This is a genomic window from Streptomyces marispadix, assembly GCF_022524345.1.
GTDB classification, from domain to species: Bacteria; Actinomycetota; Actinomycetes; order Streptomycetales; family Streptomycetaceae; genus Streptomyces; species Streptomyces marispadix.
In genome coordinates this window covers 2,650,505-2,675,598 of record NZ_JAKWJU010000002.1, presented here as the reverse complement: position 1 = coordinate 2,675,598, position 25,094 = coordinate 2,650,505, and the positions used below count along the sequence as shown (strand labels likewise).

Genomic DNA, 25,094 nt, shown 5'->3' with positions numbered 1-25,094 from the left:
GAGGCTGGGGTGGAGGCTGGGGCGCGAGCCGCACGCTCCGGCTCAGCCTCCGCCACCGGCTCCGGCTCCTGGAGCGGTCCCGGACGCCCGGCTTCCTTGGCCACGGTCATGGCCAGATTCTTTCATACCTCGGCCATCCGGCCACTCGTGGCGTGATGACGGGCCCCGCAGCATCGAAGTCATGAAGGTTCTCTGGATATTCGCCCACCCCGAGCAGCGCTCCCTCAACGCCTCCCTGATGCGCGAGGGCCTGAGCGAACTCAGCGCCCAGGGCCACGCGACCGTGGTCTCCGACCTGTACGCCATGGGCTGGAAGGCCGCCCTGGACGCGGACGACGTACGTACCGGCCTCCGCGAGGCACCCGGCACGGCCGGCACCGCCCGCCCCGCCCCGGCACCCCGGCTGAGAATCGGCGCCGAGCAGGAACTCGCGTACGCCGAGGGCAGGTTGAGCGACGACGTCCGTGAGGAGCAGCGCAAGATCGAGTGGGCCGACACCCTCGTCTTCCACTTCCCGATGTGGTGGTTCGGGCCGCCCGCCATCCTGAAGGGCTGGTTCGACCGCGTGCTCGTCCAGGGCTTCGCCTTCGGGCTGCACGGCCTGGACGGGCGTGTCCTGCGCTATGGAGAGGGCGGCCTGGCGGGCAAGCGCGCACTGGTGGTGACCTCGGTCGGCGCCCGCGAGTCGGGCTTCGGCCCGCGCGGCATCCACGGGCACGTCGACGACGTGCTCTGGCCGATGCTGCACGGCACGTTCTGGTACACGGGCATGGCCCCTTACGAGCCTTTCGTCGTCTACGGCGCGGACCGCCTCACCGATCCCGTACGCGACCGGTACGCACGTGCCCTGCGTGAGCGGCTGCGTACCCTCCCGGACGCCGAGCCGCTGGCCTACCGCAGCGAGCACGGAGGCGACTACGACGGCGACTTGACGCTACGAGAGAGCATCGAACCGTCGGCCGCGGGCCTCGCGGTCCACCGGATAGACCGCGGCCGCGGTGCCGCGTCGCAGCCGGACGCGGAAGCCTCCGCCCGCCCGGCGCAGGCCGTCTAGGCGGTGGCCCGTGCGACGGACTTCGCGATCCGGCGCGCGTCCAGCGAAAGCTCCCGCAGCATCCCGCTGAGCGGGTTCGTATAGCCGATGAAGTAGAGCCCGGGGGCGTCTGGATGGGTACGGCCGCCGTGTGCCAGCGGGCGTCCGGCGTCGTCGAGCACCCCGAGTCCGCCCACGAGGTCCTCCAGGCCGCGTCCGTAGCCCGTGGCCGCTATGACCACGTCGGGTGCCACGGAGGACCCGTCCGCGAGCTGGATCTTCGCGCCCTCGAAGGACTCCACGGCGGCGACGGGCTCGACGCTTCCCTTCCGTACGGCCGCGATCAGCCCCACGTCCTGCACGGGGATCGCGCCCTGGCGGGCCCGCGTGTACAGGCCCGTGTCGGGCCGCGGAAGCCCGCGTTCGGACAGGTCGGGCACGGCCAGCCTGGCCATGCGTGCGGCGAGGCGGTCGACGAGCCGCGTGGGAAGGCGGCGGCAGAGGATGCCGTTGGCCTGCGCGGGCCAGCCCAGCGTGGAGCGGCGGACGATGTGCGGGACGGTGCGTATCGCGAGCCGTACCCGGGAGGCGCCGCCCTCGGCGAGGTCCGCGGCTATCTCCGCTCCGGTGTTGCCGGCGCCGACGACCAGTACGTCCTTGCCCGCGAAGGGCCGTGCGTTGCGGTAGCGGGAGGCGTGCAGCAGCACGCCCTCGTAGTCCTCGCGGCCCGGCCAGTTCGGCAGGTACGCGGTGTGGTTGTAACCGGTGGCGACGACGGCGACAGGGGTGGTCAGCCGCCGCCCCCCGTTGGCGTGCAGCACCCAGTCCGTGCCGTCGCGCTCGACGGAGTCGACCTCGACTCCGGTGGCCACCTCGATGCCGTGGTGCTCGGCGTAGCTCTCCAGATAGCGGACGAAGTCGTCGCGGGCGACCCAGCGCCCGTATGAGCGGGGTATCTCAAGGCCGGGGAGCGCCGACCAGCGGCGTGTGGTGTGCAGTCGCAGCCGGTCGTAGTGGGCTCGCCAAGAGGCGGCTACCGACGGGGACTTCTCCAGTACGACGGTGCTGATGCCGCGCTCGTGCAGTGCCGCGGCGGTGGCCAGGCCGCCGGGACCGGCGCCGATGATGTGGACGGGGACTCCGTCGTCGGTCATGGGCATGCCCGAGAGCTTAGTGCTGGTGGCGCGGTGCTCCCGTCACGGAAGAGTCACGGGAAGGGAGCGTTCGGGAAGGGAGGGTTCGCGGCCCGCCCGAAGCAGCACCGGAAGCAGCGCCGTAAGGAAAGCCGTAAGGACCGCCGGACGGTCCACGAGCGGACTGCCCAGGTCCCGCGGGGCGAATGCCGTACGGCTCGATCAGTCGCGGGCGATCAGGGAGAAACGTTTTTCGAGATGAGTGGCTGAACGGTTCATCTTGTGGGCTTGCGGCCCGTCACGCCGAGGTGGACCAACAGCGCCAGATTGGGCTTCAGTTCGGCCTGCTTCACTCCCCAGGTCTGAAAGCCCTTCTGATGGCTCGCCACGGAGGCGAGCATCATCACGAGCGCGCCGGCCGTGGCCGCCGGGTTGACGTCCTTGTCCACCCGGCCCCTGGCCTGAAGCTCCTTGATGGATTCGGTCAGCGGCCCGTTGACGGAGTTCAGTACCTTCATGCGGATCTTGTAGAACCGCTTGTCGCCCTCGGCCGCGCCCAGGTCGACGACCCGCAGGATCGCGTCGTTCTTGCGCCAGAAGGCGAGGAATCCGTCCACGAGTTCCTCGGCCGTGCGCCAGCCGGACTTGCCCGCCCAGGAACGGTCGGCCACCAGGTCGCTGAGCGCGGTGCCGTCCTTCGCCATGGACTCGGCCAGTTCGAGGACGGCGCCCTCGACGTCCGGGAAGTACTGGTAGAAGGTCGCCGGGGACGTGCCCGCCCGCCGTGCGACATCAATGACCTTGACATCGCGATACGGCGACGAGCTGAGCATCTCGCCGAGGCAGTCGAGCAGCTTCTGCCGCGTCGCCTGCCCGCGGCGCCCTGCTACTCGCCCGTCGACGGTTCGAACTTGTCCTGTCATGCCGTCAGCTTATCGACGGGGAACGGGCGCGCGATTCGGCCGCATGCAAATGGGGTGGCACCGTCCGGATACGGCGTGAGTCCGGGCGCCGTCGGCGGGCAGACGTAGAGGACGGGCAGACCCACAGGCGGGCGGGCCGGAAGGCAGAACCCTGCGCGTTCGAATCATCGGCCTGCGCGTCTCCCGGAACGCGGCTAGCGTGCCCGTACGAGCGGAACTGGCCGCGTACGCCGGGGGGCGAAGCAGGCAGCGGACAGCAGGCGCCGGAGCCGGAGCAACGGGCTTGACGGCGGGCCGACGGCACGGCGACCGACGGCGGCAAGTGGCGGCGGAGCACGAGCGAGGGTGCGGCAGGCGACGAGCACGAGCAGCGGCGCGGCGAGCGGCGGCAGGGCAGCAGCAGGGCCACGTACCACGGACGAGGGCGGAGCAGGGGAGGACGACGGCCATGGCCGTACGGGCGGAGACATCAGCCGGGGGCGGCGGGCGGCGGCCACGCCGGGCCGCGCCGGTGACCTGCGGGCCCGTGGTTGTGAGCACGGCGTGAGGGGCGGGCGACCGCGCGGCGGACGCCCGAGTTCCCGGCGAGGGGGCGTGCGCGGGGACTGGAATGATGCTTCGCGCTTCGGTGTTTGGCCTGCGGAGACCCGAAGGGGCCGCCCCCGGGTTCGCAACAACCGCCCCGGGCAGGAAGAATCAGCCTGTGGACCGTGTGTCCGGTACCGCAGTGAGAAGCTGCACGGGGCGGGAGTCGAGTGGCCCCTACGGGGAGGTGGCAGGTAAGTGGTGGAGCAGCTGACGCAGCACGATCCGCGGCGGATCGGGCAGTTCGAGGTGCTCGGCCGGCTCGGCGCGGGGGGAATGGGCCTGGTCTATCTCGCGCGTTCGGCTTCCGGCCGCCGCGTGGCGATCAAAACCGTACGGACCGAACTCGCCGAGGATCAGCTCTTCCGCGTCCGCTTCACGCGTGAGGTCGAGGCCGCGCGTGCCGTCAGTGGCTTCTACACCGCCGCCGTCGTCGACGCCGACCCCAGGGCCGCGGTGCCCTGGCTGGCGACCGCGTTCGTACCGGCGCCGTCGCTGGAGGAGATCGTCAACGAGTGCGGGCCGCTGCCGGTGCAGGCCGTGCGCTGGCTCGCAGCCGGGGTCGCCGAGGCGCTCCAGTCCATCCACGGCGCGGGCCTGGTGCACCGCGACCTGAAACCGTCCAACGTTCTCGTGGTCGAGGACGGGCCCAGAGTCATCGACTTCGGCATCGCCTCCGGTGTGTCCAACACGCGGCTGACGATGACGAACGTCGCCGTCGGCACGCCCGCCTACATGTCTCCCGAGCAGGCGCGGGACTCCCGCAGCGTCACGGGCGCCAGCGACATCTTCTCCCTCGCCTCCACGCTCGTCTTCGCCGCCACCGGGCACGCGCCCTTTCACGGCGCGAACCCCGTCGAGACGGTCTTCATGCTGCTGCGCGACGGGCCCGACCTGGAAGGCATGAACGAGGAGCTGCGGCCCCTGATCGAGCCCTGTATGCGCATGGCCGCCGAGGAACGGCCCACTCCGGCAGACATCCAGGCGCAGTTGGCCCCTCATCTGTTCTCCTCCGGAGGCGACGACAGCGGCACCGCCTCGGCCTGGCTGCCCGCCGGCGCCGTGGCCCTCATCGAACGCAAACGCGGCGCACGCCCCACGCCGAGGCGACCCGCACACGGCCAGGGCGGCCCTCCGGAGGCGCCGCCCGAGGCGGACGGCCAAGTGCCCGAAGGGCGGCACGCGCCCGACGGCCGCGTCGGCGCGCAGCCCGCGTCCGCTCCCGCGCCGTCCCCGGCGTCGGCGCCTCCTGCCGCGTCCGCTTCCGCCGCCGCGCAGTCCGCGCCCGCGCACGCCGCCGGGGCCCACCGCGGCGGGCCCCGGCACGCCATCCCGGCCGGTCCCGGGGGGCCTTCGGCGGTCGGCTCGCTCACCTCGCAGTCCGCCAGGCCCGGTCAGGCCGGCGGGTCCGCTCCGCCTTCCACGCCCGCACCTGCCGCGAACGCCGCCCCGCCACCGGCCCCGCCCGAGGCGCCCGAAGGCGCCGCGCCCGCGGCCCCCGTACGGCTGCCCGGCTCGCAGGTGCCCATCGGCCCGGGGCCGCGCCGTTCCGAGGACGTACGAGCGGAGGCGGCGGGACCGGCTACCGGCTGGGTGCTCCCGCCGAACGGCGCGCAGCCCTCGCCGCTCAATCCAGGCGCCACAGCGGCCGCACCGCCTCCGCTGGCGGGGCCCACCGGGGTGGTGGCCGCGCCCGGCTCCGCGGGTGAGCCCGCCGCTCCCGCGCCCGCCCAGCCGCAGCGCTGGCGCCCCTGGCGGTTCCGTATGTCGAACGACGTGTGGGGCACGCCCGTCGTCGCCGACGACCTGCTTTACGTCACGTCCTTCGAGGTGCACGCCCTCGATGTCACCAGCGGGCGCCGCCAGTTCAGGACCCGCGAGGTCGCCTGGTCCATGACCGTCTCCGGCGGCCGGGTGCACGCCTCGGACGGGCCGAGTCTCTACGCACTGGACGCACGCGACGGTTCCGAGCTGTGGCGGCTTCCCACCGACGGCTGGGTGTTCTCCCTCCAGGTCGACCGCGGCACCGTCGTCACCGGTACGCGCGGCGGAGGCGTACAGGCGTGGGAGGCGGCCAGCGGCGAGAAGCTGTGGGAACTGGGCGGCGCGCAGACCGAGTTCGAGACCCGCGAGGGCGGGCCGCTCGTACACGAGGGCACCGTCTACACGTGGGGCGAGGGCAGGCTGTTCGCGATCGAGGCACGTACGGGAACCGAGCTGTGGTCGTACCCCGTCGGCGACGCGCAGACGACCGGCGGTGTCCCGCTGCGGCTGACGCCCGCGGAGGACGGCGTGGTGTACGTGTGCGCCGGTGCCCGTGTCCACGCCCTGGACGGTGCGGGAGGCGCGGAGCGCTGGCGCTTCGACGCCCCCGCCGCGTTCCTCAGCCCTCCGGCGTTCGTGCACGGCCCGGCCGTCGCGGGCGGCGGCGTGTATCTCGCCGACTACCTCGGCACGGTCTACGCCCTCGACCCCGTCACCGGCCAGGACAGATGGCGCATCGCGACGGAGGCACGGCACTCCACGGAGCCCGTCGTCGTCTCCGACGGGCTGGTCCACCTGGGCAGCGGCGGCGCCCTCTACACCCTGGACGCGGTCAGCGGTACGCCGCGCTGGCGCTTCGCCGCCGGAGGCGACCTGGTGGGGGCGCCGGTCGTCGCGGAAGGCCGTGTGCACTTCGGCTCCGCGGACCACTGCCTGTACACGGTCGACGCCGTCGGCGGGCAGCTTCGCTGGAAGCTCGCCACCGGCGGTGAGATCACGGGTTCCCCGGTGGCCGACCGAGGCGTCGTCTACGCGTGCAGCAAGGACCGCTGCGTCTACGCCCTGGACGCGGCGAAGGGCACGGGGCAGGCCCGCCAGAGCTGAACCAGGCGACCGCCGGGCCGTATTCGCGGACCCGGCCTTCGGGAACGGTCGCCGGACGAGGAGGCGACATGAGCGGCAGACCGCGGACGAGACTCTCCGGAATCGTGCTCGGCGCACCCGATCCCCGTGCGCTGGCGGACTTCTACCACCACCTCATGGGCTGGCGGGTGAAGTGGGACGAGCCGGACTGGGTGATGCTCGAAGCACCGGGCGGCGGGCCGGGGTTGTCGTTCCAGACCGAACGCGAGCACGCCCGGCCGGTGTGGCCCGCCGAGCCCGGCGACCAGCAGATGATGATCCATCTCGACATCGAGGTCGACGATCTCGACGTCGCCTCGGCGCACGCTGTGGCCGGGGGAGCGGTCGTCGCGGAGTACCAGCCGCAGGAGGGCGTACGGGTCATGCTCGACCCGGCGGGCCATCCGTTCTGTCTGTTCCTGCCTGGGCACTGAGGCGCTTACTGCTGGAGCCTTGAGACGGAGCCTGCCGGGGCAGTGAGGCGTGGCTGCGCGCCGGGACGCCGACGAGGGCTTCCCGCCGGGGCTCCGAGCAGCGGGTTTCCGTGATCAGCGTGGGCCGCCGCCGCGGTTGCCGGGGCGGCGCGGCAGGTGCCTGGTGTCGTCGCCGGGCCGGTGCTCCTGGTCCGCGGGTTCGGCCGGGGGCTGCTGCTGCGGACCCTGCGGCGCCTCGTCGGCGGACCCGCCGGGCGGTGCGCCGAAGACCCCTGGCGCCGGACCGGGCGGTGCGACGGGCGGCTCGTTGAGGGCGGGCGGAATGTCGGGCGGCGGCGCGGGACGCCCCGCGGCCCACGGGTCCCACTCCTGCGGCGGCGTCGAATCGTCGTGGTACAGGTCGCGTCCGTATCCGTGCGGCCGTCCGGGGGGCTGCCCATACGGCGGCCCGCCCGAGCCTCGCGGCCCGCCGGGTCCGCCCGGCAGGCCGTCGGCCTGGTACGCGCCGTGCCCGCCGGGGCCCGTGCCGGGGTCCGTGCCGAACGGCCCGTAGGGCTGCGGCATTTCGGAGTGCTCCCAGCCTCGGCCCTCGTACGCCTCGTCCTGCGGGGGCGCGGCACGGCCTTCGTCGATGGGCGTACCGCCCCGGCCCTTGCGGCGCCGTCCGCGTCTGCGGCGGCCACGCATCACCAGCGCCGCCAGGAGCAGCAGTACGCCGCCGCCGATCGCATAGCCGGCGCCCTCGCCGAGGCCGCCGCCGCCCGCGGTGAGGGTGCCCGCCTCCTGCCCCTGGCGGACCATCCACAGGATCGTGAAGCCGAGCACGAGGAGACCCGCGAGCGTCATCAGCAGGCGTGAGCGCAGCAGCGCCGCGAGGAAGGCGAGCGCCGCGGCGGCCAGCATGGGCACGAACAGGCCCGTCCACAGTCCGGCCTGGGTTCCGGTGATGCCGCCGGAGCCGAACAGCTCGCTCGTCTCGTAGTCACGGCCGAGCCGGCCTCCGTACCAGGAGCTGAAGGGGCTCCACACGGCCAGGGCCGCTCCGGCGAGCGCCAACAGGATGCCGAGCAGGTTGCGGACCATCGGCTTCGCCTCGCTTCCGGCGCCGGGGCCGCTTCTCCCCGCGGGTGCGTCGCGGATCGGGAAGCAGGGGGCCGCCGCAGGATGCGCCGTCCCGTACAAGACGTTACGCCCGGCGGAACCCCGCGGCCACCTGACGGCGTCCCCGCACGGGGGCGTCCGCTCCCGTGCATGTCGAGAATCGGGGGTTCGGTCCATGTCGCGTCGTCTCAAGCTCATCGCCGCGGTCGCCGTCGTGCTGGTGGCGATCAGCGGTTTCAGCCCCGGCCGCAAGGGCGGCGGGTACCGGGGCAGCAGCAAGGGGGGCGGGTGCAGCAGTTCGAGTTCGAGCAGCCACAACAACAGCGGAAGCAGCTACGACAGCGACACGGGCGGCAGCAGTTACGGCAGCGACGGCAGCAGTTACGGCCGTAAGGGCGACTACGGCAGCTCCGGCGACAGCGGCTACCGGAGCGGTACCCGCCGCTACCACAGCACCACCGGCACCACCGGTTCGAGGCACGGCAGCACCCGCTACGGATCGGCGTCGGCGACGGTCACCCGCTGCGCCCCGCAGAGCGGCAGCGAAGCGAAGGCCGAGGTGGAGGTCCGCAACCCGAAGAACTACACCAAGACCTACACGGTGACGGTCGAGTTCCTCGACGAGTCCGGGACGCACGTCGACTCGGGCTCCGCCGAGGTGGAGGTCGGCAGCAGGACCACCGCACCGGTGGACGTACGCATGGCACACCCGGGGCGCATCGGCGACGTCTCGGAGTGCCTGGTCAAGTCCGTCGACTAGCCCGTCGGCTAGTCCGTCGACCGGCGCGGCGCCGGCGCGGCGCCGACGCCGTCAACGCACCGGCGGCGCACAGCAGTCGCGTATCCGCCGCGAGCACGACGCGCGGGCCGGGAAACGCGGACACGGAACGGGGCGGGCCGCACAAGCGGCCCGCCCCGTTCCACGCGGTGTCCGTCCGTCAGGGCGAATGCCCGTCGGTGGTGCCGGTGATGTGAACGTCGTGCACTGCCACCCCACCGTCCTGCGATTCGGCGGCCATCGCTGGAGAGGCCGCTCCGAGTATCAGTAACGAGCAGACGACGAGCGTCCTGAGAATTCTGGGCATGTCCTCTCCTTCGGGAGACCCAAGTTCGCGTACCTGACATCGCTTTCGCGTACGTCGGGATGCGTGCACTGTCAGGATGCCCTTTCGGCGCACACTCAAGCGGGCCCGGCGGCAGCGGCGCCCCCTCCGCGCTGCTGACGCCAAGCCCGCCTGTTCCCCCGTGGAAAGCGGCCTACTGGGCGCCGCCCAGCGGCGGCGCGATCGGCGAGTGATTGTCGAGCGTCGTCACATCGCCCTCGTCCTCGGCCTCTTCGTCGGCGGAGGTCTTCCGGCCCCTCGGCGGCGCGATGGGCGAGTGGTTGTCGAGCGTCGTCACGTCGCCGTCTTCGGCCGAGGCCACGCCGTCCTTCTCAGGGCTGATCGGCGAGTGGTTGTCGTCGGTGCTGGTGGTCTCGATGTCGTCTTCGATGTCCTTAACGGTGGACTGCGTTGTCTCAGTCATTGCCGAACTCTCCTGGCTTGGTGGCAGATTGTGCTGACGTGCCCGCCCAGCGACTCCCCCGTGGGCCGCCGGGCGGGCGTTAGGGCCGCTCACCCTAGCCGGAGCGCGGCCTCCCCCGGATCCGCCTGCCCCCCGACGCGACGGATCGACGGGATAAGACTGCCGAGCCGCGATAAACGATCGATGAACGACTGATAAGCGGGCCCGCCGCGCGTGTTTACGCAGCTTGAGCAGGGGTCAGAAGCGCCCGCACCTCGTCCGCGTCGGAGGCGCCCATCTCCTCGAAGATGGCCAGGGCGTCCTTCCAGCACACCCTTGCACGGTCACGCTGACCCAGCGCCACCAGCGCACGCCCCAGGACCGTGAGCATCCTGCCGCGCATCCACTCGCCGCCGATGCCGCGCAGCGCAAGGGCCTGTTCGGCGTGCCCGGCCGCCTGCGCGGGCCGCCGCGCCGCCAAGTGGGCCTCCGCGATACGGAAGTTGGAGACGCCCTCCCACAGCGGCTGGCGGCTCTCGTGGAAGAGGGAGGCGGCCTGGTTGAGCTGATCCAGGCCCTCCTCGACATGACCGCCGTGCGTGAGGGCACGGCCCAGCACATAGCGGGCGTTGGCCGTACGCATGCCGTGGTCGAGGGTCTCGTAGATCTCAAGTCCCTGCTCGGCGAGCTGAATTCCGCGGTCGGTCTGGCCGAGCGCCAGGCAGATCTGCGCGAGGTTGCACAGCGCGCTCGCCTCGCTGGGCCGGTTGCGGTCCTCGCGGAAGGCGTCGATGGCGCGCAGCAGATACGCCTCGCCGTCGCTGTAGCGCTGCTGGCAATTGGCCACGATGCCCCGGTCGTTGAGGGACCAGCAGCCCGCCAGGACATCGCCCGAGGCACCGGCGAGCAGCGCCGCGCGCTCCGCCTCCTGATCGGCCTGGTCGAAGCGGCCCGCGACGATGTGGACGTGCGTGAGCATGATCTGCGTACGGGCCTCGGCGAGCACGTCGCCGGCGTCGCGGGCGGCGTCGCGCACGGTGGCGGCGGCCCGCTCGTAACGCAGCGAGTGCACACCCGAGTCCGCGCAGTCCTTCACCGCGATCAGCAGGTCCGCGGCGTGGCGCAGCAGCCCGCGCTCGGCGGCCTGCTGCACACAGGCCAGCACACAGTCCGCCTCGGAGAACAGCCACGCGAGCGCGGCGTCGCGGTCCGCGAAGCGCAGACCGCCGGTGCGCGGCCGGGTGAGATGGTCGACGGCCCGCTCGCCGGGGCGTTCCAGGGCGAAGACCTTCGAAGCGGTCGCGAGATAGAAGTCCAGCAGCCGGGAGAAGGCCGCCTCACGCTCCGACGGCGGCTGCTCGTCGCGCTCCGCGCAGGCACGCGCGAAGAGACGCACCAGATCGTGGAAGCGGTAGCGGCCAGGCGCGGCCGACTCCAGCAGGGACGCGTCGACCAGCGACTCCAGCAGCGACTCGGTGCTGCCCGCCGGACGGTCCAGCAGCGCCGCCGCGGCGTGCAGCGAGATGTCAGGGCCGTCGGCGAGGCCCAACAGGCGGAAACCACGGGCCTGTTCGGCATCGAGCTGGCCGTAGCCCAACTCGAAGGTGGCCTTCACGGCCTGGTCGCCGACCTGGAGTTCGTCGAGACGGCGCCGCTCGTCGGCGAGCTTCTCCGCGAGTACGGCCACCGTCCACGTCCGGCGGGAGGCGAGCCGGGCCGCGGCGATACGGATCGCCAGCGGAAGGAAACCGCAGGCACCGACGACCGCCATCGCCGCCTGACGCTCGGCGGTCACCCGCTCCTCCCCGACGATGCGCGTGAAGAGCGTCATCGCCTCGTCGGGGCTCATCACATCGAGGTCTATCAGGTGCGCGCCCGCCAGATCCGTCATCCGCGTACGGCTGGTGACCAGCGCGGCACAGCCCGCGGCCCCCGCCAGCAGGGGACGCACCTGCGCCGCGTCACGGGCGTTGTCGAGGAGGGTGAGTATGCGGCGGCCCGACAGCAGCGAACGGAACAGCGCCGATCTCTCCTCGACCCCTTCCGGGATGCCGTTGTCCTCGACACCCAGCGAACGCAGGAACGCCCCCAGCACCGCCTCCGGTTCCGCAGCCGAAGGGCCCGCGCCCTGAAGGTCGACGTAGAGCTGACCGTCGGGAAAGTACTCGGCCGCGGCATGCGCCACATGCACGGCCAGGGTCGTCTTGCCGACGCCGCCGATGCCCGCCACCGCGGACAGCGCCATCACCGTGCCCTCCGCCAGAGCCAGTTGGTCCTTCAGCTCCGCGACGAACGCCTTACGTCCCGTGAAGTCCGCGACCGCCGCAGGCAGTTGAGCGGGCTGCGCGGGCTTCGGCGTGGCCGGGCCCGACGGCTCGTCCGGTGCGAGGGCGAGACCGTCGTCCGCTTCGAGAATGCGCTGGTGAAGGCCCGTAAGCTCCGCGCACGGATCGACGCCCAGTTCGTCCGCCAGCAGACGACGGGTGTCGGCGAACACCGCCAGCGCCTCCGCCTGCCGGCCGCTGCGGTACAGCGCCAGCATCAGCAGCTCCCGCAGCCGCTCCCGCAGCGGATGCGCCGCCGTCAAAGCGGTCAGCTCGCTCACCGCCTCGGTGTGACCCGCGAGTTGGAGATCCAGATCGATGCGGTGCTCCTGAAGAGTGAGCTGCCACTCCGCCAGGCTGCTGCGCTGCCGCTCCGCGAACGGGCCCGGAACACTCGCCAGCGGCTCACCGCTGAACTGCGCGAGAGCGGCGGCATAGCTGTCACGCGCCCGTGAACGGTCGCCGCTCGCCGCGGACTTCTCCGCCTCGGCGACCAGCGCCGTGGCCACATCCAGATCCAGCGAGACGTCGGAGAAGGCACGGCCCGTACGGATCGCATAGCCGCCCGACTCGCTGACCAGCAGCTCCGCATCGTCTCCGAGCGCCTTGCGGATACGGAAGGCGTAGGTGCGCAGCGTCGCCTTCGCCTGCTCCGGGGGCTCCTCACCCCACAGGGCGTCGATCAGCTCCTCCGCCGTGGCCGTGTGGCCGCCGCGCAGCAGCAGCGCCGCGAGCATCGCACGCTGCTGCGGCGAACCCATGGACAGCTCCTGGTCACCGCGGTGGGCACGGACCGGTCCGAGCACCGTGAAGCACAGCGTGTGCTCCAGTTGCTCGGTCCCGCGGCCGATGATCCCCTCGGCGCCCGCGCCCATGATGGCCCCCTGCGCTTTCATTCCACTCCCGCAGGGGTCAGTCTGCCTTGCTTGTCAGCTATACGTCATCAGGGCCCCAGCTCCTCTACGAGTCCTTCGAACTTCTCACGGAACACGGGCTGTTGGTGTGGTAAAAGCACGACCCCGAAGACCCCTGAAGACCCCCTGTAGGTCCCCTGCGGGGGCGGAACGGACGCCTCGGTGCCTGCCGGCGCCGCGTCAGCCGCCGTAGCCCGGGGCGCGGACTACTCAGCGGGAGCCGTGCAGCAGCACGGGCAGCGTGCGATAGCCGTGCGCGATGAACGACTCCACCTGCCTAAGCTCCTCCGGCGGCACCGCCAGACACAGCTCCGGGAAGCGCTCGAACAGCGCGGGGAGCGCCGTACGGGCTTCCATGCGCGCGAGGGGAGCGCCCAGGCAGAAGTGCACGCCGTGCCCGAACGACAGATGCTCCACATCCGTGCGCCGGACGTCGAACTCGCCCGCGGTGGCGCCGTGTCTGCCCGGATCGCGGCCCGCTGCGGCGTAGGTGGCGAGTATCGCCTCACCTCGGCGAATCGTGACCGTGCCGCCGTCCGCGCCGGAAGCGCCGCCGACGCCGCCAGTGGCGTCGGCCAGGCAACTCCTCGGCGTCCCCGACGAGTTCGGCGCCCAGCTCGATGTCCTCCACCGCGTACCGCAACGGAAGCGAGGCGATGCTCGGCGCCCAGCGCAGCGTCTCCTCGATGACGTCGTTCCACGAGACACGCCCATCGAGAACGAGTTCAAGCTGGGCGGGATGGGTCAGCAGGGCGTGCACGGCGTTGCCGATCAGGTTCACCGTCGTCTCATGGCCCGCGCCGATCACCAGCAGAAGCGTGTCGAGCAGCTCCGCCTCCGACAGCTTCGACCCCGTCTCGTCGTCACGCGCGGAGACCAGCACGCTCGTCAGATCCTCACCCGGCTCCCGCCGCTTGAGCGCGACCAGCGCACCGAAGGCACTCTGCACCTCCTCCGCCGTACGGGCCGCCTCCTCCGGCGAAACGGAAGTGTCCATGATGCGTTCCACGAGGCGGGCCATGTCCGGACGCTGCTCATCGGGAACGCCGAACAGTTCACAGATCACACCCATCGGCAGCGGATGCGCATACGCGCCGCGCAGATCGACCGGCTCGCCGGGCGGTAACCCCGCCATCGCGTCGAGCAGTTCACCCGTGATGCGCTCGACGCGCGGAAGCATCGCCTCCGTACGGCGGGCCGTGAAAGCCGGAGCGACCAGCTTCCGCAGCCGCCGGTGATCCGCCCCGTACGACGTGAACATGTTCGTCACACCGACCCAGGAACGAATCCACGTGTCGTGGAACTCGCCGCGCTGCCACGCCGGCCAGTGCTGCCGCGGATCCTTCGAGACCCGCTCGTCGGTCAGCAGCCGCTTCAGCAGACCGAAACTGCCGACGGACCACGCACGGATACCCGCAGGCAACTCCACTAGCGCCGCCGGCCGCGCGCACGCAGACGGTCCGCCTCACCATGGATGTCGGCCCCCGCCGGGTCGATCGGCACCGCCTCCGGCGTCACGGAGCGGGCGTGCTCTCCCCCTCCGCCTCCGCCCTGCCGTTGCCGCTGTGCCCTGTGTCCCTGCTGTCCCATGGAGTCTCTCCTGCCTGGCCGGGGCTGATCGGAGTGAAACGTGCGGGCAGTTCGGTCAGGGCCCGGTGGAACGGACCCGGCCGATACGTCAACCGGTCGTGCGGAACGGTCAGTTCGATGTCCGACAGCCAAGCGCAGAGCCGTTCGATCGCCGTCGTCGCGATGAGCAGCGCCGCACGAGGCACAGGGCACGAATGCGGCCCCGCCGACCAGGCCAGATGCGCACCGCCGCCCGAACCGCTCGCGCCGCTGCCGCCGGCGCCCGCACCCTCCCCCGTACGGCCGTGAGCCGCGCCCGCCGCCGTGTAGGACACCATCACGAGCTGCCCCGTACGGATCCACGTGCCGTGGAAGAACACGTCACGCCGGGGGAAGTGCGCCGAATAGTTGCAGATCGGCGGCTCGTTGAGCAGCACGTCCTGAATGGCGTCGCGCGGAGTGAGAGCACCCCCGGACAGCGTGCTGTAGTAGCGGTCGTCGGTGAGCATGCGGGCCAGGGCGTTGCCGATCAGATTGCACGTCGGCTCATGACCGGCGGCCATGGTCAGCACCATCTGATGCGTGACCTCCTCGTCGTTCAGACCGACGGGATGGTCCAGGAACCACGACGTCAGATCCCGGCCGCGCACATGCTTCTTCGCGGAGATCAACTCGCTGATATAGCCCTGGAACTCCTCGTTCGCCGCCGACGCCTCGGCCGGGTCGCCCTCCATCATCCCGGCGATGGACGAGATGAGGCGGTCACTGTACGAATCGGGCAGCCCGAAAAGCCTGTTGAATAGCTTCAACGGCAGCAGACGCGCGAACTGGCCCATCAGATCGGCCTGTCCGTCCGCACCGAACCCCGCGATGAGCGAGTCGGCGATGCCCACCACCATCGTGCGCAGCTCGTGCGGCGGAATCCGCTCGAAGCCGTCGGTGATCGCCTGACGGTAACGGGCGTGCACATCACCGTCGTTGAACATGACGTTGGGACGCCAGCCGATCATCGGCAGGATCGGCGAGTCCTCCGGCACCGACTCCTGCCACTTACGAGGGTCCTTGGACCAGGTGACCGTGTCGTGCAGCAGATCGAGCGCCGCCCGGTAGTCGGTGACGAGCATCGCCGTGATGCCCGGCGAGATCTCCACCGGGGCGATCGGGCCGTAGCGGCGCAGCCGCGCATAGACGCCCTGCGGATCGGCGGCGAACTCCGGCCCGTACAACTGCTCCAGCTCCACGTGGGGTTCGCCCACCGGCGTGGGCAGGGCACTGCTGAGCGGGGCGGGGGACTCACCGGCCGGGGCGCGCGTGGGTATGTCCGGCGCCGGCGTGCGCTCGGGCGCGTCCGGGGCGGTGGTGCCTGGCGGCGGCGTGTCCGGCGTGGGCGTGCGCTTGGGCGAGTCCTGGGTGGAGGCGTGCGCCGGAGTGCCCGGCTCGGAAGCGGACGTCACAGAGTCTCCTGAGGCGTGAGCGCGAGCACATGGCCCACGAGACCGATCAGCGCATCCGTCGCCTGCTCACGGTCGCGAGCGTCGCACAGCACCAGCGGCGTATCGGGCAGCAGATCGAGATGGTCGCGCAACGTGGACGGATGGTGCGCGGGAGAGTCGGGGAAGGAGTTCACGGCGACCGCGTAACGCAGCCCCGCGTCCTCGATCATGTCCATCACCTCGAACGAATCCGACAACCGGCGGGTGTCGGCCAGGACGAGAGCACCCAGCGCACCACGCGAGATGTCCTGCCACAGCGGCGAGAAACGGCGCTGGCCGGGCGTACCGAACATGTACAGCACCAGATCGCCCGGCAGCGTCAGACGGCCGAAGTCGATCGCCACCGTCGTCGTCGACTTCTCCCTGACCCCCGACAGATCGTCGACGGCCGCACTCCCGCTGGTCATCAACTCCTCGGTGTGCAGCGGCTCCGTCTCCGACAGCGAACGGATGAACGTCGTCTTGCCGACACCGAACGGGCCCGCCACCAGCAGCTTCACCAGCGTCTGAGTGCGCTCCCCGTCCAGGTGGACCACCGCCTCCGGCGGCTCGGGCACAGGCGGGGGCGCCGAGCCGGCGGGACCGTCACCGCCGGAACCACCGCCGGAACCACCGCCGGAACCACCGGCGGCCCGCCGCCAGTCTTCGTCTTCGTCACCGGTGTCTTCATCGCGAGGACCTGAGAGTGCGGAGTCCATCGAGAACCTTCTCCAGAATCTGCCGCTCGGGCAGTTCGGCGTCGGGTACGGGGGCACGAGCGGACAGACGGCCCGCATCGACCAGATCGGCCACCATGACCTTCACGACGCTGACAGGCAACCGCAGATGCGCAGCCGCCTCGGCCAGAGACAGCGGACCAGGCTGAAGCAACTCCAGCAGTCGCCGCTGCTCCGGCCGCAGACCGCTCCCCGCAGGATCACCCGGGGCATGCAGCACCGTCAGCCGGTCGAACGTGTTGCGGCTCGGCACCGCGCGCCCGGTCGTAGCCAGATACGCGGGCACGAGACGCCGGTGGTCACGTGGCGGCGGATTCATGCCGGACTGTCGCTCCGTGTCGGGCTGTTCATGGTCTTCGAGCCCAGGCTCGCCACCTGGACCTGCATCTGGTGCGTGACGACACCCATGTTGACGTCCGGCCCGGCGAAGACCGCCAGACACGTGTTCTGCCCGGCAGGTATCGCGAAGACCCAGCCCCGGTCGGACTCGATCACGGTCTGGCGCAACTCGACGTCGTGGTCGCCCACAAAAGCCGCCGTGGTCGTACGGGCCGCACCCTGAAGGGCGGAGAGCATCGCCGCGACGCCCTCCGCGGAATCCCGTTCCAGATCCGGCGAACGGCCCTCGATCAGACCGTCGCCGGAGATCACCGCGGCGTGTATCACATGCGGCAGCTCAAGAAGCGGAGTCAGTACCCAGGAGGTGTCCTCACGGACCGGGCGGCGAGCGGGGATGGTCATGCGTGCTTGTTCCCTTCCGAAGCGCCGGGGCCGGCGTCGCCTGATACGCCGTCCGCCCCTGCGGTGTCGCTTGTGCTGCTGGTACGGGTCGTGTCGGTCGATCTGCTCGGGCTGTGCGGGGAGCGGGGCGAGTCGGCGGAGTCTCGCTCTTCCGGGCCGTCCGGCCGGTCCATGGCCGCCGCCCTTCCGGAAGCGGTGCCCCTCTGGAACGCCGACCAGCGCTCCGCGCTCTGCTCGGGCGTCGTCGGCGGTGCGAAGGCGCTTCCGGGAGTGGATTTCGAGCCGGAGCCGGAGCGGGGGTCGGTGCCGCGGCTGGTGCCAGGGGCGGTGTCCGGCTCTCCGCCCGGTTCCGCCGGGCGTGAAGTGCCGGGCGGATCAACGGACTTTGCGCCGCCGCTCCCCGTACTCGCATCGCCCGTGCCGCCGGCGGCAGCCGCCTTCTCCGCCGCGTCCGCGCGCCGCCGCCTGCGACGGCGGGGCAACTCCCCTGCGCCGGAGTCCGCCGTCCCGGAGGACGTTCCCGTACCGGCACCCGGCGACGCGCCCGCACCGGCCCCAAGCGGGGCACCCGCGCCGACCCCTTGCGACGGGACCGGCGAACGGAAGTCCGCAGGCGCATAACCCGGCAGCACGGGCGTGCCGTACGGCGGCGTCGGAGCCATCGCCGACATCGGATGCTCCGCCTCGTCCAGCAGCGTCAGCAGCGGCTCGCCCGGAATGTGCACCACCGCACGCACACCCCCGTACGGGGAAGGCTCCACATGCGCGGCGAACCCGTACTGGCGCACAAGCTGCCCGATGGCCGCGAAGCCGTTGCGCGGCGGGTCGCCGAGTTCGGTGATGAGAATGGCCTCCTCGCCCGACATCAGCCGCTTGGCGCGGGTCAGTTCCTCCGCTGTCATGCCGACGCCCGCGTCGTCGATGATGACCGACACCCCGCGGTTTCCCTGCTGGAGCGTTACGACGACGGGGAGTTCGGGATGCGAGTAGTGAAGCGCGTTCGCCATCAGCTCCGTCAGCGTCACCGCCACCGGCTCGACCGCGCGGGCGATCACACCCACCGGGTCACGCAGCAGATTGCTGACCTGGATGCGCTCATAGCCGCTCAGCCGGGACGAGGCACCCACGACGACGTCAGCGAGATGCGAGTTGTCGCGCGTCAACCCGGGCCAGGCACCGCAGACCACCGCAGTCGACTGAATGCGGCGCAGCGCCTGCTCGTTGAGGAAGTCCGCCGCGAGGAGGTCCTCGGCGACGAGAGGGTCCTCGTACTTCTCCTGCATCCGCTGGAGGAGGGTCTGAAGCTGGTACAGCAGCGCCTGAATGGTGGTGCTGGCGCCCCGCATCGTCGCCTGCGCCGCGGCGTCGACACGTTTGCGTTCCTTGGTGACCTCCTCCCTCACCTGTGAGAGCACGGCGTCGATGGAACGGTCCAGCTCCGGGCTGAGCGTCGCGGTGCCGAGAGGGCCGGGGACGGGGACGTTGGAGTGGGCGAGGGAACTGGCCAGATCAGGTATGCGGGCGTTCACGAGATGCCTCAGCTCGGACTCGACCGCCTGAAGCCTCGCCGCGAGATCGGCGGCGTAGCGCGACGCGCTCTCGAGTTCCGTCTCTGTCGCCTCCGAGTGGAGCTGAGACCTGCTCAACTCCTGTCGCGAACGGACGAGGAGGAGGGCCAGAACGACGGCGACGGTACCCAAGGCGAGGAACACGATCAGCGCCACCGGTGTGTCGGTCATCGGCGTCCTTGATCAACTGGTTGCTGCGGAACGGTGGTTCGTGGTCGGACGGACGTCGGGAGCGCGGATGTGCAACACGAGCACTGCCCTTTTCGGCCATCGTCACCCGGCGGTCCCCACATGCTGCCTGACGCTTTTAAGCCGCACACCCGTAACGGGAACATCCGTACACATCGACCTGCCGTGAAGAACAGTCAAACAGGAGGAGTCAGGACAGGGGGCAGCGCGGGGCGGGACCCCGGCGGGGATACCGCCCGGCGCGACAACGCCCGGCGGGTGAGGGGGCGTCAGGGGGCGTGGCGGGGGGATGGGGCGCGCAGCACTGGGGGGCTCCCCCCCCACCCCCGCCCCCCTCAATTCGCCCCGTTGCCCGTTGTCCTCTCGTCGCCTGCCTGCGGCCCCGTCCGCCTGCGTTCCGCTCGCGAACAGCCGTGCCCGGCCCCGAGGTTCAGCCGTCGTCGTGGCCGAGCCGGATGGGGTTGGTCATCGCGGCCATCGCGCCCGGCAGGTCCGCGGGCGAGCCTATGGGCGGGCGGTGGCGTATCTCCGCGCGCACATATGCCGCCGCCGACGCCGTCGTACGCCACTCCAGCGGCTTGTCGGATACGGGGCTCGCGAACATCTCACCCTGGTCGGTGAGGAACCGGGCCGTGGCACCCTCCGGCGCACCGGTCACCTCCAGACGGACGGTCACCCGCGCATCGCTGGGGACCGCCAACCGCTCGCCTATGTCGGCGTGTTCGCCGTGTTCGCTGCTCGCGGTGAACCGCACGGAGATCTCCGAGGACTCCGCGATATAGCTGCGGCCCGCGCGTATGCCTTCCAGCAGCGCTCGCCGTGACAGGTCCTCCGCCAGCACGACCGTCTGCGGCAGGCCGACTTTCTGCGGCTCGGCGTGTGCGTCGCTGTTGCCCATCGCGGGCAGCGGGCCACGGTCGGGCGGCGGGGCCGTCAGCATGTTGTCCCAGGCGGCGACCGCGAGTTCGTCGTCCGTCGTCCAAGGCCCGTTCCACACCTCGACCGCGTCCGCTTCGCCGTAGCCGAACTTCCACTGGCAGCCCACGAACGGGCAGTCGGGGTGGGCCGGTACGACCAGTCCGCCCGCGCGCCGTATGCGCCGTGCGAAGCGTGAGAAGTGGCCGTCTCCCGCTCGGTAGCGCCAGTCGACGAAGGTGCCCGGGTCCGTGCCCAGCGCCAGCACGTGGCCGTTGCGGGTGGTGACCTCCTCGCCGCAGAGGATCAGGAAGTCCTCGTCCCACAGGCCGTCCCAAGCGCCGTGCCCCGACGTGGTGTTGTGCTCCGTGGTGGTGATGAAGTCGAGTCCTGCCTCGCGGGCTGCGGCGGCGGCCTCCGCCGGGGTGCGTTTGCCGTCGGAGTGCACCGTGTGGAGATGACAGTCGCCCCTGTACCACGCACGTCCTCGGCCCTTCGCGCGCTCGGGCGGGTGGACGGGACGGGGGGTCTCGCCCTGGTCGCCGTACCGGAGCGTGACGGTGACCTCATATTCCATGCCCTGTGGGGCGACGGTGTACGGGCCTAGGACGACGTGCCAGGTGCCCTCATGGACGGGACCTGCGACATAGCCCGGCGTCGCCTTCTCGGCGCTGATCGTGAACCGGTCGCGTGCACCGCCGGACCAGCCACGGAAGCCTCGCCCGCCGAGGGCCGTGCCCCGTTCGTCGAATACGCCTATGTCCAGGGCGTTGCCCTTGGTGCCCTCGGGGACGGTGGGCTTGTCGTAGGTGTACGAGACCTCGATCTCGCGGACGCCTGCGGGGACTTCGACCGGGAGATATACGAAGTCGGGTGCGCCGGTGGGCAGTCGGCCCTTGACGGTACGGGTCTTCTCGGTGCCGTCGGCGGCGCGGGCGAAGCGGACCCCGCCGAGGGTGAGCATGCCCGTGGCGCCCGCCACCGCCGACAGCCGGAGCACGTCGCGTCTTTCCACGCCTGGCATCTGTGCCTCCCCCTATGTGCGACGCGGCTGCGCGTCCTGCACCCGAAGTATGTGGCGGCGCCGGTCTGGCGCCACGGCTCTGTTCTACGTGGAGGAGACAGGAGGGGGAACCCCTGTGGATAACTCTTGGCGGGTGCGGCGGGGGAGGGCCGACCAGGCCGGAAAGGACAAGGGATGCGCGCGCCCTCCGCCCCCTCCGGCCATGCCGTGCGTGGCCCGAGGGGGCGGCTTCTGCCCGGGGCTCCAGGGCCCTGGTCCGCGCGTCCAGGGGCCCGATCCGTAGCTCCAGGGCCCCGGCCTGTCGACTCGCCCCGTCAACCCGCCCCCGTCAACCCGCCCTGTCCCCATGCCCGTTCAGGAGCGGCGCCGGGAGGCGGCGTAGAGCGCCAGGCCCACGGCCACGACGACGAGGAGGATGAACGGGATCAGCAGCCACAGCCACCAGCGGCTGTGGCTCTTCTTGCGGTCCGAGTCCGTGCTGCCGTAGCCGCCGCTGGCCGTCGTGGTCCTGCCGATGCTCGTGCCGCCCCGTGAACTGCTGCCCGAGCTGGTCTTGCTGATGCCGCCGCTGCTGCTGCTGACGGTCCCGCCTGTGCTGCCTGTGCTGCTGGTCTTGCTGCCTCCGCTACTGCTGCTGAGGCTCCCCCCAGTGCTGCTACTGCTACTGCTGCTGAGGCTGCCTCCGGTGCTGGTCGTGCTGCTGCTCGTCGTCGAGCTGGACGAGCTGCTGCTCGTGGTCCCGCCCCTGGTGCCTCCGCTGCTGACGCCGCCCGATATCCGGCCGGGCGCGGCCTCGGTACGTACCTCGTCATCGCCACCGGCCCGTTCCGAGGCGGCCCCGGCCGACGTACCGCCCGACGCCCCGTCCGACGCCCCGTCCGAAGCAGCCTCTTGCGCGGCGACCGTCACTCCGGCCCCCGCGCCCGGGGCCCCGCCCCGTGTGCCGTCCTGTGCCGCGTGCGCCGTCGCGGCGCCTGCGCCCAGTACGGCGAACATCAGCACAGCGGAAGTGGTGAGAACGCGAACTCGCATGTATTCCCCCGTAATCGTCGGTTTCGCCGGCAGGCGCACGATCAGCACACCGCCGGTTGTCGCATCCCGCATGGCACGCGGCCGTACGGCCGACGCGCTCGCAGCACCGTAGACGAGCACCCCCGCGATCGAGCACTTCTCGTCGAAACAGCCCCGTAGACGATGCCCAGACGCGCGCCAGACCCGTGCCCAGACGCATGCCCGGCCGTGTGCCGAGCCCCATGCGCTGACGGATGCCCAGCCCTACGCCCCCACGCCCCCACGCATGCGCAGCCCCATGCGCTGACGGACGCGCGGCCGTATGCCCGGCCGAACCCGCGGCCGATGTGAGATTGCCCGCAGGCCGCGTCCCGGAGAGCCGCCGGTCCCGCTCGTATGCTCGATTCATGACTTCGAACGCGCAGGCAGCCCCCACCGCCAACGCAATGCGGCGTGCCCTTCGCCGTGCCCGCGACGGGGTGTCGCTCGACGCCGCCGAAGCCGCCGTACTGCTTCAGGCCCGCGGCGGCGACCTCGCCGAACTGGCCCGTTCCGCGGCGCGAGTTCGGGACGCGGGGCTGGAGGCGGCGGGCCGTCCCGGGGTGATCACTTATTCGCGGGGGGTGTTCATCCCGCTCACCAGGCTGTGCCGCGACAAGTGCCACTACTGCACGTTCGTGACCGTCCCCGGAAAGCTGCGCCGCGACGGCCACGGGGCGTTCCTCTCCCCCGACGAGGTCCTCGACATCGCTCGCCGCGGAGCCGAATCGGGTTGCAAGGAGGCCCTGTTCACGCTCGGGGACAAGCCGGAGGACCGCTGGCCGGAGGCCCGTGAGTGGCTGGAGTCGCACGGCTACGACGACACCCTGTCGTATGTGCGCGCCATGGCGATCCGCGTGCTGGAGGAGACGGGTCTGCTGCCGCACCTCAATCCCGGGGTGCTGTCCTGGTCGGACTTCCAGCGTCTCAAGCCTGTCGCGCCGTCGATGGGCATGATGCTGGAGACCACGGCCGAGCGGCTGTGGAGCGAGCCGGGTGGCCCCCACTACGGCTCTCCCGACAAGGAGCCCGCGGTGCGGCTGCGTGTGCTGGAGGACGCGGGTCGTTCCAACGTGCCTTTCACGACTGGGCTGTTGATCGGCATCGGCGAGACATATGAGGAGCGTGCGGAGTCCCTGTTCGCGCTGCGCCGCGTTCAGCGCGCCTACCACGGCATTCAGGAACTCATCATGCAGAACTTCCGCGCCAAGCCGGACACGGCGATGCGCGGGACGCCGGACGCCGAACTGGAGGAGCTGGCCGCGACGGTGGCGGTGGCGCGCCATGTGATGGGCCCCTCGGCTCGTATCCAGGCGCCGCCGAATCTGGTCGACGGCGCCGCGGGAGAGTTCGCGGCGCTGATCGCCGCGGGCATCGACGACTGGGGCGGTGTCTCGCCCCTGACGAAGGACCATGTCAATCCGGAGCGTCCGTGGCCGCAGATCGAGGATCTGGCCGAGCGCACGGCCGAGTCGGGTTTCGTGCTGCGTGAACGCCTGCCGATCTACCCGGAGTTCGTGAGGCGCGGCGAGCCGTGGCTCGATCCCCGGCTGCTGCCGCACGTGGAGGCGCTGGCGGAGCCGGGCACGGGTCTCGCCCGTGAGGACGCGCCCGTTGAGGGCCGCCCTTGGCAGGAGCCCGACGAGGGTTTCCTCGCTCCTTCGGGACGTACGGATCTGCATCGCACGATCGACACCGAGGGCCGCTCCGGCGACCGTCGTGACGACTTCGACGAGGTCTACGGGGACTGGGGTTCGCTGCGTGAGGCGGCACGGCCCGGCATGGCGCCCGAACGCATCGACACCGACGTGAGGGCGGCCCTGTCGACCGCGGCGGACGATCCGACGCGCCTCAGCGACGACGAGGCCCTGGCGCTGCTGCACGCCGACGGCCCGGCCCTGGACGCGCTGTGCGGTGTCGCCGACGAGTTGCGCCGCGACGTCGTGGGCGACGAGGTGACGTACATCGTCACGCGGAACATCAACTTCACCAACGTCTGCTACACGGGCTGCCGTTTCTGCGCCTTCGCGCAGCGCCGTACCGACGCCGACGCCTACACCCTCTCCCTCGGGCAGGTCGCCGACCGCGCTCAGCAGGCGTGGGACGTGGGCGCGGTCGAGGTGTGCATGCAGGGCGGCATCCATCCGGATCTGCCGGGCAGCGCGTACTTCGACATCGCACGCGCCGTGAAGGAGCGTGTGCCGGGCATGCATGTGCACGCCTTCTCGCCGATGGAAGTCGTCAACGGAGCCAGCCGCACGGGGCTTTCGATCCGTGAGTGGCTGCTGCGTGCGAAGGAGTCGGGTGTGGACTCCATTCCGGGCACGGCGGCGGAGATCCTCGACGACGAGGTCCGCTGGGTCCTCACGAAGGGCAAGCTGCCCGCCGACACCTGGGCCGAAGTGATCGAGACGGCGCACGAGTCGGGCATCCGTTCGTCGTCGACGATGATGTACGGGCATGTGGATCAGCCTCGGCACTGGCTGGGTCATCTGCGGCGGCTGGCGCGCATCCAGCAGTCGGCGCTGGCGAAGGGGGCGGAAGGTTTCACCGAGTTCGTGACGCTGCCGTTCATCCACACCAACGCGCCGGTGTATCTCGCGGGCATCGCCCGGCCCGGCCCCACCGCCCGCGACAATCGGGCGGTGACGGCGATGGCGCGGCTGCTGCTGCACCCGTACGTCACCAACATCCAGACGAGCTGGGTCAAGCTGGGCACGGAGGGTGCCGCGGAGATGCTGCGGTCCGGTGCCAACGACCTGGGCGGCACGCTGATGGAGGAGACCATCTCCCGCATGGCCGGGTCCTCCTACGGTTCGTACCGTTCCGTCAAGGATCTTGTCGCGATCGCCGAAGCCGCGGGCAGGCCCGCCCGTGCCCGTACGACGCTGTACGGACGGGTGCCGGAGGAGCGGCAGCAGGCGGCCCGCCGTTCGGACGGACACCTTCCGGAGCTCCTTCCGGTGTTGGAAAGCTGAAGCGGCGTTCTA

General features: G+C 71.3%; 20 protein-coding genes. 5 read left to right on the top strand and 15 right to left on the bottom strand.

Features of this window, described 5'->3' with window-relative positions; translation table 11 throughout:
- Positions 1–181 precede the first annotated feature (181 nt).
- Positions 182–1,054: an NAD(P)H-dependent oxidoreductase gene (locus tag MMA15_RS11060; protein ID WP_241058937.1), complete on the top strand. Its 873-nt coding sequence runs from the start codon at positions 182–184 to the stop codon at positions 1,052–1,054.
- On the opposite strand, the gene MMA15_RS11055 is transcribed toward MMA15_RS11060, so the two are convergent.
- Together MMA15_RS11055 and MMA15_RS11050 are read right to left on the bottom strand one after the other, a co-directional pair.
- A complete protein-coding gene (locus tag MMA15_RS11055) occupies positions 1,051–2,193 on the bottom strand; it encodes a flavin-containing monooxygenase (protein WP_372498224.1) in 1,143 nt (380 codons plus the stop codon). The genes MMA15_RS11060 and MMA15_RS11055 overlap by 4 nt on opposite strands.
- Before the next feature lie 248 nt (positions 2,194–2,441).
- The gene (locus MMA15_RS11050; protein WP_241058936.1) at positions 2,442–3,089 is read right to left on the bottom strand and encodes a TetR family transcriptional regulator; all 648 of its coding nucleotides are present in this window, start codon (positions 3,087–3,089) and stop codon (positions 2,442–2,444) included.
- A 783-nt stretch (positions 3,090–3,872) separates the two neighbouring features.
- On the opposite strand from MMA15_RS11050, the gene MMA15_RS11045 reads away from it, so the two are divergent.
- Together MMA15_RS11045 and MMA15_RS11040 are read left to right on the top strand one after the other, a co-directional pair.
- Positions 3,873–6,542, top strand: a complete 2,670-nt coding sequence (locus MMA15_RS11045; RefSeq protein ID WP_241058935.1) for a serine/threonine-protein kinase — start codon at positions 3,873–3,875, stop codon at positions 6,540–6,542.
- A 68-nt stretch (positions 6,543–6,610) separates the two neighbouring features.
- Positions 6,611–6,994: a VOC family protein gene (locus tag MMA15_RS11040; protein WP_241058934.1), complete on the top strand. Its 384-nt coding sequence runs from the start codon at positions 6,611–6,613 to the stop codon at positions 6,992–6,994.
- A 114-nt stretch (positions 6,995–7,108) separates the two neighbouring features.
- Here the strand turns inward: MMA15_RS11040 and MMA15_RS11035 are convergent, their stop codons facing one another.
- Entirely contained in the window at positions 7,109–8,077 is a 969-nt protein-coding gene (locus MMA15_RS11035) for a hypothetical protein (protein WP_241058933.1), read from the bottom strand.
- Between the two features lie 193 nt (positions 8,078–8,270).
- Here MMA15_RS11035 and MMA15_RS11030 point away from each other — a divergent pair, with 193 nt between their 5' ends.
- Positions 8,271–8,855 (top strand): hypothetical protein, encoded by a 585-nt coding sequence (locus MMA15_RS11030; RefSeq protein ID WP_241058932.1) that lies wholly within the window; start codon positions 8,271–8,273, stop codon positions 8,853–8,855.
- A gap of 178 nt (positions 8,856–9,033) precedes the next feature.
- Here MMA15_RS11030 and MMA15_RS11025 read toward each other — a convergent pair whose 3' ends face one another.
- The 12 genes from MMA15_RS11025 to MMA15_RS10975 form a co-directional block, all read right to left on the bottom strand.
- Positions 9,034–9,180, bottom strand: a complete 147-nt coding sequence (locus MMA15_RS11025) for a hypothetical protein (protein WP_241058931.1) — start codon at positions 9,178–9,180, stop codon at positions 9,034–9,036.
- Positions 9,181–9,352: 172 nt separating this feature from the next.
- Positions 9,353–9,622 (bottom strand): hypothetical protein, encoded by a 270-nt coding sequence (locus MMA15_RS11020; RefSeq protein WP_241058930.1) that lies wholly within the window; start codon positions 9,620–9,622, stop codon positions 9,353–9,355.
- 217 nt (positions 9,623–9,839) lie between these two features.
- The gene (gene afsR / locus MMA15_RS11015; protein ID WP_241063134.1) at positions 9,840–12,800 is read right to left on the bottom strand and encodes an SARP-family global regulator AfsR; all 2,961 of its coding nucleotides are present in this window, start codon (positions 12,798–12,800) and stop codon (positions 9,840–9,842) included.
- Between the two features lie 249 nt (positions 12,801–13,049).
- Complete coding sequence (locus MMA15_RS28460) at positions 13,050–13,256, bottom strand: cytochrome P450 (RefSeq protein ID WP_372498223.1); 207 nt, start codon at positions 13,254–13,256, stop codon at positions 13,050–13,052.
- A gap of 88 nt (positions 13,257–13,344) precedes the next feature.
- Positions 13,345–14,262 (bottom strand): cytochrome P450, encoded by a 918-nt coding sequence (locus MMA15_RS11010; RefSeq protein ID WP_372498222.1) that lies wholly within the window; start codon positions 14,260–14,262, stop codon positions 13,345–13,347.
- Between the two features lie 91 nt (positions 14,263–14,353).
- Complete coding sequence (locus tag MMA15_RS11005) at positions 14,354–15,862, bottom strand: cytochrome P450 family protein (RefSeq protein ID WP_308290535.1); 1,509 nt, start codon at positions 15,860–15,862, stop codon at positions 14,354–14,356.
- Positions 15,859–16,458 (bottom strand): GTP-binding protein, encoded by a 600-nt coding sequence (locus MMA15_RS11000; RefSeq protein WP_241063132.1) that lies wholly within the window; start codon positions 16,456–16,458, stop codon positions 15,859–15,861. Before MMA15_RS11000 ends, MMA15_RS11005 begins: the two co-directional genes overlap by 4 nt.
- A gap of 109 nt (positions 16,459–16,567) precedes the next feature.
- Positions 16,568–16,936, bottom strand: a complete 369-nt coding sequence (locus MMA15_RS10995) for a DUF742 domain-containing protein (protein ID WP_241058929.1) — start codon at positions 16,934–16,936, stop codon at positions 16,568–16,570.
- A complete protein-coding gene (locus tag MMA15_RS10990) occupies positions 16,933–17,358 on the bottom strand; it encodes a roadblock/LC7 domain-containing protein (protein WP_241058928.1) in 426 nt (141 codons plus the stop codon). The genes MMA15_RS10995 and MMA15_RS10990 overlap by 4 nt, the downstream gene beginning before the upstream one ends.
- Positions 17,355–19,097, bottom strand: a complete 1,743-nt coding sequence (locus MMA15_RS10985; RefSeq protein WP_241058927.1) for an ATP-binding protein — start codon at positions 19,095–19,097, stop codon at positions 17,355–17,357. Before MMA15_RS10985 ends, MMA15_RS10990 begins: the two co-directional genes overlap by 4 nt.
- 448 nt (positions 19,098–19,545) lie before the next feature.
- Positions 19,546–21,045 (bottom strand): CehA/McbA family metallohydrolase, encoded by a 1,500-nt coding sequence (locus tag MMA15_RS10980; RefSeq protein ID WP_505016617.1) that lies wholly within the window; start codon positions 21,043–21,045, stop codon positions 19,546–19,548.
- 363 nt (positions 21,046–21,408) lie between these two features.
- Complete coding sequence (locus tag MMA15_RS10975; protein WP_241058926.1) at positions 21,409–22,086, bottom strand: hypothetical protein; 678 nt, start codon at positions 22,084–22,086, stop codon at positions 21,409–21,411.
- A 386-nt stretch (positions 22,087–22,472) separates the two neighbouring features.
- Here MMA15_RS10975 and MMA15_RS10970 point away from each other — a divergent pair, with 386 nt between their 5' ends.
- A complete protein-coding gene (locus tag MMA15_RS10970) occupies positions 22,473–25,082 on the top strand; it encodes a bifunctional FO biosynthesis protein CofGH (protein ID WP_241058925.1) in 2,610 nt (869 codons plus the stop codon).
- Positions 25,083–25,094: the final 12 nt, after the last annotated feature.